The following is a 12264-nucleotide window of genomic DNA, read 5'->3' as shown; positions in this document are numbered from 1 at the left end:
ACCTCCGTGATCGCTGACGAGGAACTGGCGCAGTGGGTGGAGTCCGTGCGTCTCGCACCAGCTCCCGAGACGATGCCCCCGCTGCACGAGCTCCGGGCGCCGCGAGAACGACCGCGCGGCCCGGAGGTCGACATCGTGGAGGACGCCCTCGTCGGGAGCCGGCCGCGCATCCGAATCCGCCGGTACCGGCACGAGCGCCCCGACCGGCCGACGGTCGTCTACGCCCATGGGGGCGGCTTCGTGTTCGGCGATCTCGAGTCGCACGATCGTGCGTGCCGCCGGCTCGCCGTCCTCGGCGACGTCGACGTGGTCGCGGTGGACTATCGACTCGCTCCGGAGCACCCGGCGCCGGCGGCGATCGACGATGTCGTCGCGGTCGTGGAGGAGCTCGCGAGCGATCGGCCTGGCCGACGCCTCGGTCTCGCGGGCGACAGCGCCGGCGGGCTGCTCGCCTACCTGGCCGCGCACCGGCTCGTGGCAACGGGTGCGCCACCGGCCGGGCTCCTGCTCCTCAACCCGAACGCCGATCTCACGCTGAGCCGGGAAAGCACCCGGACCAAGGCGCACGGGTGGGGGCTGAGCACGGAGGCGCTGCGGTGGTTCATCGAGCAGTGGGTCCCCGCGGGCCACGCGAGCCCGGAGCAGTACAGCCCGCTGGCGCGCTCCGCTGCGGGCATGCCGCCGACGATCGTCGTGACCTGCGAACACGACCCCCTGCACGATGAGGGGGCGGAGCTGGCCCAGCTCGTGGATGCCGCAGGCACGCCGGTGCGCCACCATGATCTCGCCGGAATGGTGCACGGCTTCATCACCCTCGACACGGTGTCGCCGGCGGCGAGACGGGCCGGGGACCGAGTGTTCGCCGAGTTCGGTCGCTTGCTGCGAAGCTGACCGTCGATCGGCCCGCGTCGACCACCACCCGAGTTGCCCGACTTTCATGAAAGTTGGGCAACTCGGGTGGTGGGGACGTGGTGAGTGGTGACCCGCTCAGCCCGCTTCTGCGAGCCCCGCCACCCAGTCCACGAGGTGGGCGAGGAGCGGCTCGGCGCGCTCGGTGTCGAGCCGCCGCGGGTCGGCGCCGAAGACGCCGTGCAGCGGGTGGTCGGCGCGGTGCCGGTCCTGGCCGTAGGGATCCTCGCCGTGCGGGGCCGGATGCGTCGTGGGGTCGGGCAGAGCGTCGACGTGCACGAGCTCGGGCGAGAGGGCGTGCAGCAGGAGCGACTCGAAGCGGCCGGCGTGATCCGGCGCGACGGGCGGGGTCGGGGCCTGGCCGAGCGTGCGGGCGACGGCGCGCAGCGGGCCATCCGTGCCGTTCCAGCGATCGGCGACCCGCTCGATCAGCTCGCGCTGCTCCTCGGCGAAGTGGCCGCTCAGGATGACGGCGCGGCGCACGCCGAGCTCCGAGAGCCGGGCGAGGCTCTCGCCGAGCAGCGCCTCGATCGCCTCGGGGGTGTCGCTCATGAGCGTCCACGGGTAGCGGGAGTGCTCGCCGCCGACCGCCTGGTAGTACGGGGGCAGCACGACGCCGCCGCGCTGCTCGGCCGCGCGCAGGCAGATGCCGTAGGCGGTGAGCGCGTCGAGCCCGATCGGCAGGTGCGGGCCGTGGAACTCGAGCGAGCCGAGCGGCAGGTACGCGACCGAGGCGAGCGCCAGGCGCGCCTCGATCTGCTCGGGGCTCAGCCGCTCGATCGCGGGCCAGACGTCGGTGGATGCGGTCGTGTCGCTCATACGTAGAAGTTCCTCTCCCATCCGAATCCGGCGAGCCGCTCGCGCAGCCCCTCGGCGAGCCCGCGCCCGTCGGCGAACGACAGGTTGCGGGCGATCCGCCGCTGCGAGGTCATGCCGACGATCGCGGTCGAGACCTCCGGGCGGTCAAGCACGAAGCGCACGGCGGCCTCGTCGAGTCCGTCGTAGTACGGCGCCGTGACCGCCTTGATCGCCTCGACGCGTTCGAGCGTCTCGGTGAAGCGCTCGCCGCGGAACATCGTCTTCAGCACCGAGTCATCCGCCCACTGCGCGTACGTCTCGGGCGTCCAGGCCCCGCTCAGCGAGCCCGAATCCAGGGCGACGCGCACGATGATCGCCGTGCCGGACCCGGCGGCCGCCGGCAGCAGCGCCTCCTCGGGCCGCTGCTCGAAGAGGTTGTAGATCACCTGGATCGAGTCGACCAGCCCAGACTCGGCGAGGGCGACGCCCTCGTCGGCCCGGTAGTCGCGCAGCGAGACGCCGATGCGGTCGATCTTGCCTTCCTCGCGCAGCTCGTGCAGGGTCTCGAGCCAGCCGAGCTCACGCATGCCACGAGGCATCCAGCAGTGCAGTTGATACAGGTCGATCCGCTCGACGCCCAGGCGGCGCAGCGACTGCTCGGCCTGCGCGCGCAGGTACTCCGGGCGGTAGGCGGCCGCGATGTCGGGGTCGTCGACCGAGGGGTGCGGCCACTCGGGCGGCTGCACTTTCGTGGCGACGTACACGCGCTCGCCGCCCCACTCCCGCAACGACCGGCCGACGACCTCCTCGCTGTGACCCGAGCCGTACATCTCGGCGGTATCGACGAAGTTGATGCCGCGCTCGTACGCGTCGAGCAGCGCGCGGACCGAGGCGTCGTCGTCGACCGGCCCCCATTGCCCGCCGAGCTGCCAGGCGCCGAACGACACCTCGCTGATCTCCCACCCGGTGCGACCGAACGGTCGGCGATGAACGGTCATGTGCTGGTGCGCTCCTTCACGCTCGGACGCGCGGACTGCGCGCGGCGGCGCGCGGGCTGCGCGCGGCCCTTCGAATCTACGAAGGGCGGATGGCCCGCCGAAGGACACCGGAACGCCGAAACATGGACTGGACGAGCAGCGCCCGCCGTCGACTCAGGGCCGCACGGTGTCGCGGGCGAACTGGGTCGGCGAGACCCCGTACGCACGCCGGAACGCGCGCGAGAAGTACAGCGGATCAGGGTAACCCACGAGCTGGGCCACCTCGCTCACCCGCATGCCAGTGGTGCGCAGCAGGCTGCCGGCCTCGCGCAGGCGGACCTGCCGGATCCACGCCTGCATGGACTCGCCGGTATGCCGGGTGAACAGACGCTGTGCGGTCGTCTCGCTGCACCTGGCCGCCTCCGCGACTCGGGCGACGGTGAGCGGTTCGGCGATGTGGTGGCGGATGAACGTCATCATCAGCTCGAGCGAGCCGGGCACAGCGGTCTGTTGCGCGTGGCTGTCGGCCCAGGCGGCGTTCTCGAAGAGGATGAGCCGCCCGAGCGCCCGGAAGTACTCCTCGTCGAAGGCGCCCTCGCCGAGCCGTTCGATCGCGATCGTGCCGAACTCGGTGATGCGCCGGGCGGCGGCGTTCCGCATCGTCGACAGGCCGGGGCGGAACGCGGCCGCATCGCCGTGCCTGGCCGGGTCGTCGAGCAGCGGGTCGCCCGGCAGGTGCGCCACCCGCGGGATGACGGGCGCCGAACGGTCGTAGCGGGGCACGACGTGCAGCGTGCCGATGTGGAACGGTCCGCGGCGATTCGCCCGGTACTCGACCCGGTGGTGCCACGGCAGTCGCACGACGTGCTGCGCGTCGACGGTCCAGCTCTGCCCGCCCGCGCGGATCTCGCCGCCGCCGCTCACGATCCAGATGAACGAGACGCTCATCACGTGCGGGTTCACGATCTGCTCGCCCGAGGTGAAGCGGTACCAGTTCGCGCCGACGACGACGGGGTCGTCGTCGGGGTGCAGCAGCGTCACATCGACCATGGTAGGTCGCATGAGCGTCAGGCGGCGGCCTCCAGGCGGACCGAGACGGTGCCCGCCTCGTACACGGCGACCGGGTGTGCGAAGGGCTGCGGCGTGAGCTGTTCCGCGTCGACGAGGGCGAGGTCGGGGAACGACTCCAGCAGGGCCGCGATGGCCTCGCGGATCTCGACGCGGGCGACCTGCTGGCCGATGCATCCGTGGATGCCGTAGCCGAAGCCCAGGTGGCCGAACGCGTCCCGGGTGACGTCGAACTCCTCCGGCCGCTCGCCCCAGTGCCCGGGGTCGCGGTTCGCCGCGACGGGCGAGACGGACACCGAGGTGCCGGCCGGGATGCGCGTGCCCTCGATCTCGACGTCCTCGAGCGCGGTGCGGGCGAAGAGGGTCACGAACATGGCGCCGGCGCGCATGAACTCCTCGACCGCGGGCCGGAGCTGCTCGGGGTCCGCGCGCAGGATCGCCAGCTGCTCGGGGTTCGTCAGCAGCGCGACGGAGGCCGTCGCGATCAGATAGGCGACGGAGTCGCGCCCCGCGCCCATCAGCAGGCGCAGCAGCGCCTCGACCTCGACCCGGTCGAGCTCGGGATTCTGCAGCAGGTCGGTGATGACGTCCTCGCCCGGCGAGTCCGCGCGCTCCTCGAGGAGCGCGCGGATGAAGTCGTACTTCTGCTGCGCCGTCGACTCTTCGACGAAGAGCGTGACGAAGCGCTCGTAATGGTGCTCCGGGATGCCGATGACGTGGCAGTGCGTGCGGGCCGAGATGGGCATGCCGTAGTCGCGCCAGAGGTCGACGACCGGGCCGCGCTCGCGCAGCGCCGCGATCTGCTCGGCCACCATGGCGCGGATCCACGGTTCACGGGCCCGTGCCTGACGAACCGAGAAGCGGGCGGTCACGGCGCGCCGGAGCTTCGCGTGCTCCTCTCCGTCGAGGTTCAGGAGGTTGAGTTCGTCGGAGGCCTGCCCCGAGGCATCCAGCTCGCCCGGTGCCTCGAGCGGCACGGCGGCGCTCTCGGCCTTGCCCTCCTCGCCGTGCGCCGGCGGGCCGACCGGCATCCGCGAGGGGCGCATGCTGAACCGCGGGTCCTGCAGCACGGCGACCGCCGCGTCGTAGCGCGTGGCGACGAGGCCCTCGTGGCCGTCCTGGAAGTCGAGCGGCATGAACGCGCCGGCTTCGCGCCAGGCGGCGAGCTGCGGGGACGGGGTCAGCGGGGTGCCGTCGCCGGGGAGCGAGCGGGAGTGGAACGGGCATTCGGCGGGGATCGTCATCGATCTGGCTTCTTTCAGGAGTGGGCGACGAGGGGATGGGCGGTGGTGACGACGGCCGCGCGGGCCGTGCGGAAGTCGCGGGGCGGGGCGTTCCAGCCGACGACGCCGCGCAGCTCGCCGACGCCGTCGTGGCTGCCGTAGACGGTGCCCGCGGACTCGGCGGTCTTCGGCAGCTCGGCGAGCGGCCGCTCGGGGCCGAACCAGCCGTAGGCGTGGATGCGGGTGCCGTGGATCTCGGACCAGAACAGCGGCACCGGCTGCGCGCCCTCGGCGCCGTGCGCGAGGCGGCCGGCGACGGCGATGGCCTGCTCGATGGCGTTGCTCTGGTGCTCGACGCGGCGGTGCCGCCCGGTGATCGGGTCGAGCCAGGCGGCGACATCGCCCACCGCGGAGACGCCGGGGGCGGCGATGCCGAGCCGGTCGCAGGCGATGCCGTCGGCGAGGTCGAGGGTCGAGGAGGCGAGCCAGTCGGTGCGCGGGGTGCCGCCGATCATCGTGACGACGAGGTCGACCGTGCGCGTCGTGCCGTCGGCGAACTCGAGCGCGACGGCGTCCGGTGCACCCGCCGTGCCGGCGGGCCCGGCGGCGGCGAGCTCGGCGCCGGTGAGCTCAGTTCGGAGCGCGAGCTCGACGCCGTGCGCCTCGTGCAGTCGCACGAGCTCCTCGCTCAGCAGGGTGCCGACGCCGCCGAAGCCGAGCGCGCCAGAGCGGCCGACGAGCAGCACCTCCGCGTCGCGCTTGCGCGCGGCGCTCGCGATTTCGGATCCGAGGATGCCGGAACCGATCACCGCGACCCGACGCGCGGCGTCCAGCCGCTCGCGCAGTCGCAGCGCGTCGTCCATGGTGCGGAGGGTGGATGCCTCGGGCAGCGCGGGGTGCTGCCGGGGCTGCGTCCCCGTCGCGATGACGAGCTCGTCGTAGGGGATCGGCCCGTCGGCGGTGTGCAGGGTGCGCGTCTCGACGTCGAGCCCGGTCGCGCGCTGCCCCGTGCGCACGAGGATGCCGAGCTCGTCGAGCTCGGCCGCCGTGCGGATGGCGGCCTGCTCGGGCTGCCATTCGCCGGCGAGGATCTGCTTCGACAGCGGCGGCCGGGTGTACGGCAGGTGCGGTTCGTCGCCGAGCAGGGTGATCTCGCCCTCGAAGCCCTCGTCGCGCAACGACTCGGCCACGGTGAGCCCGCCGATCGACGCGCCGACGATGACGACGCGTGCGGGGGCGCTCATGTCGTCGAGAGCGCGATGGCGCGGGCGGGGCAGAGCCGCACGGCGCGGGTCGCGGCGGCGAGGTCCGGGCCCTCGGGGTCGGGCTCGAGCAGCAGGACGATGCCGTTGTCGTCCTGGTCGAACACGTCGGGGGCGACGAGGGCGCACTGCCCGGCGCCGACGCAGGCGTCGGTCTGGACCAGGATGCTCATGGGTACTCCTCTGTACTAGGTGCAATGGAGTCAATCCAAGCCGCGCAGTCCCCGGAATCACATGCCTCGCGCACCCAGAACATGGACTGGACGATCAGCGCGGGCGCATGCAGAGGCGCCCCCTCCCGGTCGGGAGGGGGCGCCGAGGGTCGTGTTAGACCGTGCGGGAGGTCTGCCCGCTCGCCGGCACGAAGCCCGAGGAGACCGCGGCCTTGAAAGCACGGTCCCACTCGGCCCAGGTGACGCTGGCCGAGCTGCCGGTCGTGCTGCCGAAGCGCGTCGCCAGGTTGTTCGCGACGGCCACGGTGCTGGTGACGAACCAGAAGCCGGGGCCCACGAGGGCGTAGCGGTTGGCCGGGTTGGCGTTCGTGTCGTTGGCGTTGATGAGGAACAGCATGTCGATCTCTTCTTTCTTGGGAGTGGGGTTGGGGGTGGTGGTGCCGTTGAGGCGGGCGTTGATGTAGGTCCATGGATCGGTGGTGACGCTGAGGTCTCCGTTGTTCCAGGTGCCGTCGTCCGTGAAGGTGATGGTCAGGTGCAGGTGGTTGCCCTGCGAGGCTGTGCCTTCGTTGCCGACGTTGCCGATGGTCTGGCCACGAGTCACCGCTGTGCCGACCGCGAGCGGCGACTGTCGGACCATGTGGCAGTAGCCAGAGAACATTCCATCCGCGTGCGCGATCACAATGACCCAGCCGAGGGCGGCATGCCTGATGTTGTGCCGGACGGTGCCGTCCGCCACCGCCGGGATGGGCGTGTCCTCGGGTTGCGGGTAGTCGAGTCCGCGGTGCGCTTGGCTGCGACCGCCGGCCCACGAACCCCAGCCGTCCGCGAGGTCGGGGTTTGAGAACGGGTGCTGGTACTGAACCATGTCCCTCCTTTCGTTCCGTAGCTTCCGGACCGCCGGTCGGCGATCCAACATTCGAATGCATGTTCGAACCTACGGATGAGTGGAAGCAGGTGAGAACCCGACACGCCGCCCCGATATCCGGGTGGCGCCGCAAAGAAAAACGCCCCGCTGCATTCGGCGTGAGCCGGTGCCGCGGGGCGATGGAGAAGTGGAGCCGAAGACGGGAATCGAACCCGCGCTGTCTGCTTGGGAAGCAGAAGTTCTACCATTGAACTACTTCGGCGTGCGACATCCTGCGACGTCACGGAGACCATCGTAGCAACTAGGCTGGGCGCGTGCTGCTCTCCGATCGCGACATCCGTGCCGAACTCGAACGCGAGCGCATCGGCATCGAGCCGTCCGACCCGGCGATGCTCCAGCCGTCGAGTGTCGACGTGCGCCTCGACCGGTACTTCCGGCTGTTCGACAACCACAAGTACCCCTTCATCGATCCCGCCGAGGACCAGCCCGAGCTCACCCGCCTCATCGAGGTGAAGCCCGACGAGCCGTTCATCCTGCACCCCGGCGAGTTCGTGCTCGGCTCCACCTACGAACAGGTCACGCTGCCCGACGACATCGCCGCGCGCCTCGAGGGCAAGAGCTCGCTCGGTCGGCTGGGCCTGCTGACCCACTCCACGGCGGGCTTCATCGACCCGGGCTTCACCGGCCACGTGACCCTCGAGCTCTCGAACGTCGCGACGCTGCCGATCAAGCTCTGGCCGGGCATGAAGATCGGGCAGCTCTGCTTCTTCCGGCTCACTTCGCCCGCCGAGCGGCCGTACGGTTCGGCCGACTACGCGAGCCGCTACCAGGGCCAGCGCGGGCCGACGGCGTCGCGCTCGTTCCAGAACTTCCACCACACCGATGTCGGCGCGAGCGACGCCGGCGCGCGCGGCAACTAGCGCGCGGCCCAGGCGATCGGTCCCGGACCCCGCCGTTCGGCGGGGTCGCCGCCGCGGATCCGCCGCGCCCGGCGGGTGCCCGTGGCGCACGGGAACGGCGAGCATGGCGGCACGCGCCACGATGGAGTGGCCCCGGACGATGGAGTACCGATGACCGACATCCTTGCCCGACCGCCGTTCGATCCCGAGCTCGACGCCGCGCTCACCGTGCTCGGCGACCAGCTGCCCTCGACGATCACCCCTGAGTTCATCCCCCTCATGCGGCAGGGGCAGGCCGGCCCGGTCGTGTTCGACCAGCTCGCGCCGCTCCTCGCCGAGCACGACCTCGAGACCCGCGACGTGACGATCCCCGGCCACGACGGCGACGAGATCGCGGTGTCGATCGTGTCCCGTCGCGGCCGCACCGGCACCGGTCCGGGCATCTTCCACACGCACGGCGGCGGCATGATCGTCGGCGACCGCTGGGTCGGCGTCGCAAGCTTCGTCGAGTGGATCGCCCGCTACGACGCCGTGCTCGTGACCGTCGAGTACCGGCTCGCCCCCGAGTTCCCCGACCCGTACCCCGTCGAGGACTGCTACGCCGGCCTCGTCTGGACCGCCGAGCACGCGGCCGAGCTCGGCATCGACCCGGACCGCATCCTCATCGCCGGTGCCAGTGCGGGCGGCGGGCTCGCGGCCGGCACCGCGCTGCTCGCGCGCGACCGCAGCGGCCCGCCCCTCCTCGGCCAGCTGCTCATCTGCCCGATGCTCGACGACCGCGACGCCACAGTGTCGACGAAGCAGATCGACGGCGTCGGCGTGTGGGACCGCGGCTCGAACGTCACCGGCTGGTCGGCGCTGCTCGGCGAGCGGCGCGGCACGGCGGAGGTCTCGATCTACGCCTCGCCCGCGCGCGCCACCGACCTCTCCGGGCTGCCCCCGGCGTACATCGATTGCGGCAGCGCCGAGGTGTTCCGCGACGAGGACGTCGCGTACGCCACGAAGCTGTGGGAGGCGGGCGTCCAGGCCGAGCTGCACGTGTGGGCCGGCGGCTTCCACGGCTTCGACCTGCTCGCCCCGCAGGCCGCCGTGTCGCAGGCGTCCACGGCCGCGCGCGACAACTGGGTCTCCCGTCTCCTCGGCGACTGACCATCCCGCTTCCGTCGCCGCGGCCGGCACCGCCTGCCTTCCGCCGCGGCGGCGGAGCACCACCCGCACCGGGATATCGTGGTCGCCAGAGCTTGGAGCGCACCATGCAGGAACTCGTCGGGCGGTTGACCGCCCTCGACCCCGAGGCGAGCGAGACCCTCAAGGTCGTCACCTACTTCGACGCGCTCGTCGCGGCGGGGGTGGGTGCCGAGGCGTTGCTGCGCGGCGCTGCGGCGCTGAGCGGGGCGCCGGTCGGCTTCCTCGGCTCCGCGCGCGGGCTGCGGGTGGGGCAGGACGGGCGTCGCCTGCCGAGCCCCGTCGCCCCGCCCGTCGGCGGGCGCCTCCGCACGGTCGGCGACGGCGCCGTGTGCTGGCTGGAACGCAGCGGCGACCCCCACGCGAACGACGCCATGGTGCTGGAACGGCTCGCGATCGCCCTCGGCATCGCGGAGGCCCGGCGCGCGGCCGGCGGCTCGGGTCTCGCCGGCGCGGTCGAGATCGCGGTCAACCCGCACGCGACCGCCGAGGAGCGCGGATCCGCGATCGCCCGGCTCCAGCTCGAGGCCGAGCCTCGGGTGCGCGCGATCGCCGCGCCGCACGATGCGGAGGCGCCGAGGGATGCCCCGAGCGCCGTCGTCGCGACGCGGCACGGGCTCGTGCGCGCCGTGCTGCGGCGGGTGGGGGAGGGCGGGCCGGTCCGCACGGAACCGACGACCCAGCTCGGACTCGGTCTCGCACTGCCGCCCGATCGCCTCCCCGAGTCATGGGCGTCGGCGCTCGTCGCGCTCCGGCTCACCGATGACGCGCGAGCGATCGTCGACGCCGCCGAGCTCGGGGGCCTCCTGCTGCTCGCCGAGGCGGCCGATGCGCGCAGCGAGCCGCACCCGGACGCCGTCACGCTCGCCGCCCTCGACCCCAGGGCGCTCGCGCTGCTCGACGCGCTCGCCGAGACCGGCAGCGTGCGCGGGGCGGCGGCGCGCTGCGGCATCCACCACTCCACCGTGCAGGAGCGACTGCTCGTGCTCGGCCGACGGCTCGGCTACGACCCGCGCTCGCCGCAGGGGCGCACGCGCTACGCGGTCGCCCGGATGCTCGTCACGCTGTCGGTCGCGCCGAGCCCGCACTGACGGGCGCGAGGGCGTCGACGCCCGCGAGGCCGCGGAGCGCGAAGGCGGTCACCGCGTCGAGCGTCGTGTCGTGGCCGAGCACGCGCGAGTGGCCGGAGCCGGTGACGACGATCGCGCGGGCGCGGTCGTCGTGGGCGGCGCGCAGGCGCTCGCTCTCGCTCGCGGGCACCTCGCGGTCGGCGGCGTCGTGCACGAGCAGCAGCGGCACCGGGGCCGGGATCGGGTGCGCCACCCGGTCGAAGCGGCGCCACACCTCGGCGGGGTCGAGCCCCGGTGCGACGCGGTGGATGAACGCCGTGGCGAGCTCGGCGGCCGCCTGGTCGCCCAGCTGCAGCGCCCCCGCGAAGACGTTCGTGGTGACGGCCGCGTCGCCGACGCTCGCGATCGCGACCACGCCGCCTGCGCTCGTGCCTTCGGCGACGGCGGTCATCGCGGCGAGGCCGCCGAGCGAGTGCCCGACGATCGCGCTGAAGCGGCCGTGCCGCTGCTGCAGCGCCTCGATCGCCTCGATCCAGTCGCGGATGTCGGCGCGGTGCCCGGGTGAGTCGCCGTGCGCGGGCGCGTCGAAGGCGACGACGCGGAACCCCTCGGAGCGGAGCTCGCGCACGAGGGGAGCGAACTGGCTCGCCCGCCCGCGCCAGCCGTGCACGAGCAGCACGGTCTGGGCGCCGGAGCCCCACTCGTAGCTCGCGAGTTCGTGGCCCGCGGCGGTGACGGCGCTGCGCCTGGCACTGTCGTGGATGGCGCGCTCGCGCGGAGCGACCGGGCGGCGCGGCCGCGTCGAGGTGAAGAGCGGCAGCACGGCGCGCGCGGCGAGGCGTGGGCTGCGCGGGGCGGCGGCGCGCGCGACGGCGATGCGGGCGGCGACGGACGCGGGGAGCTTCGGCATGACGGCCTCCGAAAGGGCGGGGCAATGAATACGAACGATCGTACGGGTTACTTTACGCACGCTCGTGCGTAAAATCGAGCGGAGGAGGCCGAGATGGAGCAGGAGACGGCGATCGACGGGCGTCGCGCACGCGGGGATGCCTCGCGCCGCGTCGTCCTCGCCCAGGCCGTCGACCTCGCCTCGGTCGAGGGGCTCGACCAGCTCTCCATCGCCCGCATCGCCGAGGCGGCCGGCGTCGGCAAGTCGAGCGTCGCGACCCTCTTCGGCAGCAAGGAACGGCTCCAGCTCGCGACCGTCGAGACCGCGAGCGCACGCTTCGCGGCCACGGTCATCGCCCCCGCACGCGTGCATCCCCGCGGGGTGCGCCGGCTCGTCGCCCTGCTCGACCGGGTCGTCGCCTACTCGCAGGACCGGGTGTTCCCGGGCGGCTGCTTCTTCTCCGCCGCGGCCGCCGACTTCCACGCCAAGCCGGGCCAGGTGCGCGACGCCGTCGCCGCCCAGCTCGACGACTGGCTCGGCTACCTCGCGCTCACCGCCCGCTTCGCCGCCGAGCGCGGGGAGCTGCCGGGGCTCGACCCCGCCGACGACGAGCCCGAGCAGCTCGCCTTCGAGATCCAGGGCACCTTCGAGCTGATGAACCTCCTCGCCGTCATCCGCGACGACGAGCTGCCCTACCTGCGCGCCCGCCGCGCCTACCGGGCCCGGCTGCTCGCCCTCGGGGTGCCCGCCGAGCTCGCCGAGCGCGTGCTGGAGCCCGGCGCCGCCCTGCGCTGAGCGGTCGCCTCGACGACGAAGCGGGGGGGGCCGTTTGGGGCAGCGGTCCTGGGGGGGGGGTTTGGGGGGGGCGGCGCGGGGGGTTCGGGGGGGAAGGGAGAATGGCACCCAAACTTCTCCTCGCGCCGGACGCGGACACCGGCGAACA

At 73.0% G+C, this 12264-nt stretch carries 12 protein-coding genes, 1 tRNA gene and 1 pseudogene; 5 read left to right on the top strand and 9 right to left on the bottom strand.

Annotation, left to right across the window (positions count from 1 at the left end; translation table 11 throughout):
• Positions 1–6: 6 nt before the first annotated feature.
• Entirely contained in the window at positions 7–891 is an 885-nt protein-coding gene (locus ACFWE1_RS08520; RefSeq protein WP_376933009.1) for an alpha/beta hydrolase, read from the top strand.
• 96 nt (positions 892–987) lie between these two features.
• Here the strand turns inward: ACFWE1_RS08520 and ACFWE1_RS08515 are convergent, their stop codons facing one another.
• The 8 genes and pseudogenes from ACFWE1_RS08515 to ACFWE1_RS08480 form a co-directional block, all read right to left on the bottom strand.
• Entirely contained in the window at positions 988–1728 is a 741-nt protein-coding gene (locus tag ACFWE1_RS08515) for a creatininase family protein (RefSeq protein WP_376933008.1), read from the bottom strand.
• Entirely contained in the window at positions 1725–2705 is a 981-nt protein-coding gene (locus ACFWE1_RS08510; protein WP_376933007.1) for an aldo/keto reductase, read from the bottom strand. Before ACFWE1_RS08510 ends, ACFWE1_RS08515 begins: the two co-directional genes overlap by 4 nt.
• Before the next feature lie 153 nt (positions 2706–2858).
• Positions 2859–3725 (bottom strand): helix-turn-helix transcriptional regulator, encoded by an 867-nt coding sequence (locus tag ACFWE1_RS08505; protein WP_243570054.1) that lies wholly within the window; start codon positions 3723–3725, stop codon positions 2859–2861.
• Between the two features lie 26 nt (positions 3726–3751).
• Entirely contained in the window at positions 3752–4996 is a 1245-nt protein-coding gene (locus ACFWE1_RS08500; RefSeq protein WP_376933006.1) for a cytochrome P450, read from the bottom strand.
• 14 nt (positions 4997–5010) lie between these two features.
• Positions 5011–6219 (bottom strand): NAD(P)/FAD-dependent oxidoreductase, encoded by a 1209-nt coding sequence (locus tag ACFWE1_RS08495; RefSeq protein ID WP_376933005.1) that lies wholly within the window; start codon positions 6217–6219, stop codon positions 5011–5013.
• Positions 6216–6413, bottom strand: a pseudogene (locus tag ACFWE1_RS08490) (ferredoxin); the annotation flags it as partial. The pseudogene ACFWE1_RS08490 and the gene ACFWE1_RS08495, both read right to left, overlap by 4 nt.
• Positions 6414–6564: 151 nt before the next feature.
• Positions 6565–7278, bottom strand: coding sequence for a M23 family metallopeptidase (locus ACFWE1_RS08485; protein WP_376933004.1), 714 nt, complete (start codon positions 7276–7278; stop codon positions 6565–6567).
• 188 nt (positions 7279–7466) lie between these two features.
• Positions 7467–7540, bottom strand: a tRNA-Gly gene (locus ACFWE1_RS08480).
• A gap of 52 nt (positions 7541–7592) precedes the next feature.
• Between ACFWE1_RS08480 and dcd the strand changes: the two genes are divergently transcribed.
• From dcd to ACFWE1_RS08465, 3 genes are all read left to right on the top strand, one after another.
• Positions 7593–8198 carry a dCTP deaminase gene (gene dcd, locus ACFWE1_RS08475; RefSeq protein WP_376933003.1) on the top strand — a complete coding sequence of 202 codons (606 nt, stop codon included), beginning with the start codon at positions 7593–7595 and terminating at the stop codon, positions 8196–8198.
• 150 nt (positions 8199–8348) lie between these two features.
• Positions 8349–9326, top strand: a complete 978-nt coding sequence (locus tag ACFWE1_RS08470) for an alpha/beta hydrolase (RefSeq protein WP_376933002.1) — start codon at positions 8349–8351, stop codon at positions 9324–9326.
• A gap of 104 nt (positions 9327–9430) precedes the next feature.
• Positions 9431–10453: a helix-turn-helix domain-containing protein gene (locus ACFWE1_RS08465; protein WP_376933001.1), complete on the top strand. Its 1023-nt coding sequence runs from the start codon at positions 9431–9433 to the stop codon at positions 10451–10453.
• Here the strand turns inward: ACFWE1_RS08465 and ACFWE1_RS08460 are convergent.
• Complete coding sequence (locus tag ACFWE1_RS08460; protein ID WP_376933000.1) at positions 10422–11342, bottom strand: alpha/beta fold hydrolase; 921 nt, start codon at positions 11340–11342, stop codon at positions 10422–10424. The two genes, ACFWE1_RS08465 and ACFWE1_RS08460, sit on opposite strands and share 32 nt — an antisense overlap.
• Positions 11343–11435: 93 nt before the next feature.
• Between ACFWE1_RS08460 and ACFWE1_RS08455 the strand changes: the two genes are divergently transcribed.
• Positions 11436–12116 (top strand): TetR/AcrR family transcriptional regulator, encoded by a 681-nt coding sequence (locus ACFWE1_RS08455; protein ID WP_376932999.1) that lies wholly within the window; start codon positions 11436–11438, stop codon positions 12114–12116.
• Positions 12117–12264 lie beyond the last annotated feature (148 nt).

Source organism: Agromyces sp. NPDC060279 (genome assembly GCF_042726785.1).
Classification (GTDB): domain Bacteria; phylum Actinomycetota; class Actinomycetes; order Actinomycetales; family Microbacteriaceae; genus Agromyces.
Note: the sequence above shows the minus strand (reverse complement) of the source record. Positions and strands in the feature narration are given on the sequence as shown.

What these genes read in the sequence shown, in the direction of transcription:
- ACFWE1_RS08470 (WP_376933002.1), top strand. Translation starts at nt 8,349, where the DNA reads ATGACCGACATCCTTGCCCGACCGCCGTTCGATCCCGAGCTCGACGCC.
- ACFWE1_RS08455 (WP_376932999.1), top strand. Translation starts at nt 11,436, where the DNA reads ATGGAGCAGGAGACGGCGATCGACGGGCGTCGCGCACGCGGGGATGCC.
- ACFWE1_RS08495 (WP_376933005.1), bottom strand. Translation starts at nt 6,219, where the DNA reads ATGAGCGCCCCCGCACGCGTCGTCATCGTCGGCGCGTCGATCGGCGGG.
- ACFWE1_RS08500 (WP_376933006.1), bottom strand. Translation starts at nt 4,996, where the DNA reads ATGACGATCCCCGCCGAATGCCCGTTCCACTCCCGCTCGCTCCCCGGC.
- ACFWE1_RS08485 (WP_376933004.1), bottom strand. Translation starts at nt 7,278, where the DNA reads ATGGTTCAGTACCAGCACCCGTTCTCAAACCCCGACCTCGCGGACGGC.
- ACFWE1_RS08515 (WP_376933008.1), bottom strand. Translation starts at nt 1,728, where the DNA reads ATGAGCGACACGACCGCATCCACCGACGTCTGGCCCGCGATCGAGCGG.
- ACFWE1_RS08460 (WP_376933000.1), bottom strand. Translation starts at nt 11,342, where the DNA reads ATGCCGAAGCTCCCCGCGTCCGTCGCCGCCCGCATCGCCGTCGCGCGC.
- ACFWE1_RS08465 (WP_376933001.1), top strand. Translation starts at nt 9,431, where the DNA reads ATGCAGGAACTCGTCGGGCGGTTGACCGCCCTCGACCCCGAGGCGAGC.
- ACFWE1_RS08510 (WP_376933007.1), bottom strand. Translation starts at nt 2,705, where the DNA reads ATGACCGTTCATCGCCGACCGTTCGGTCGCACCGGGTGGGAGATCAGC.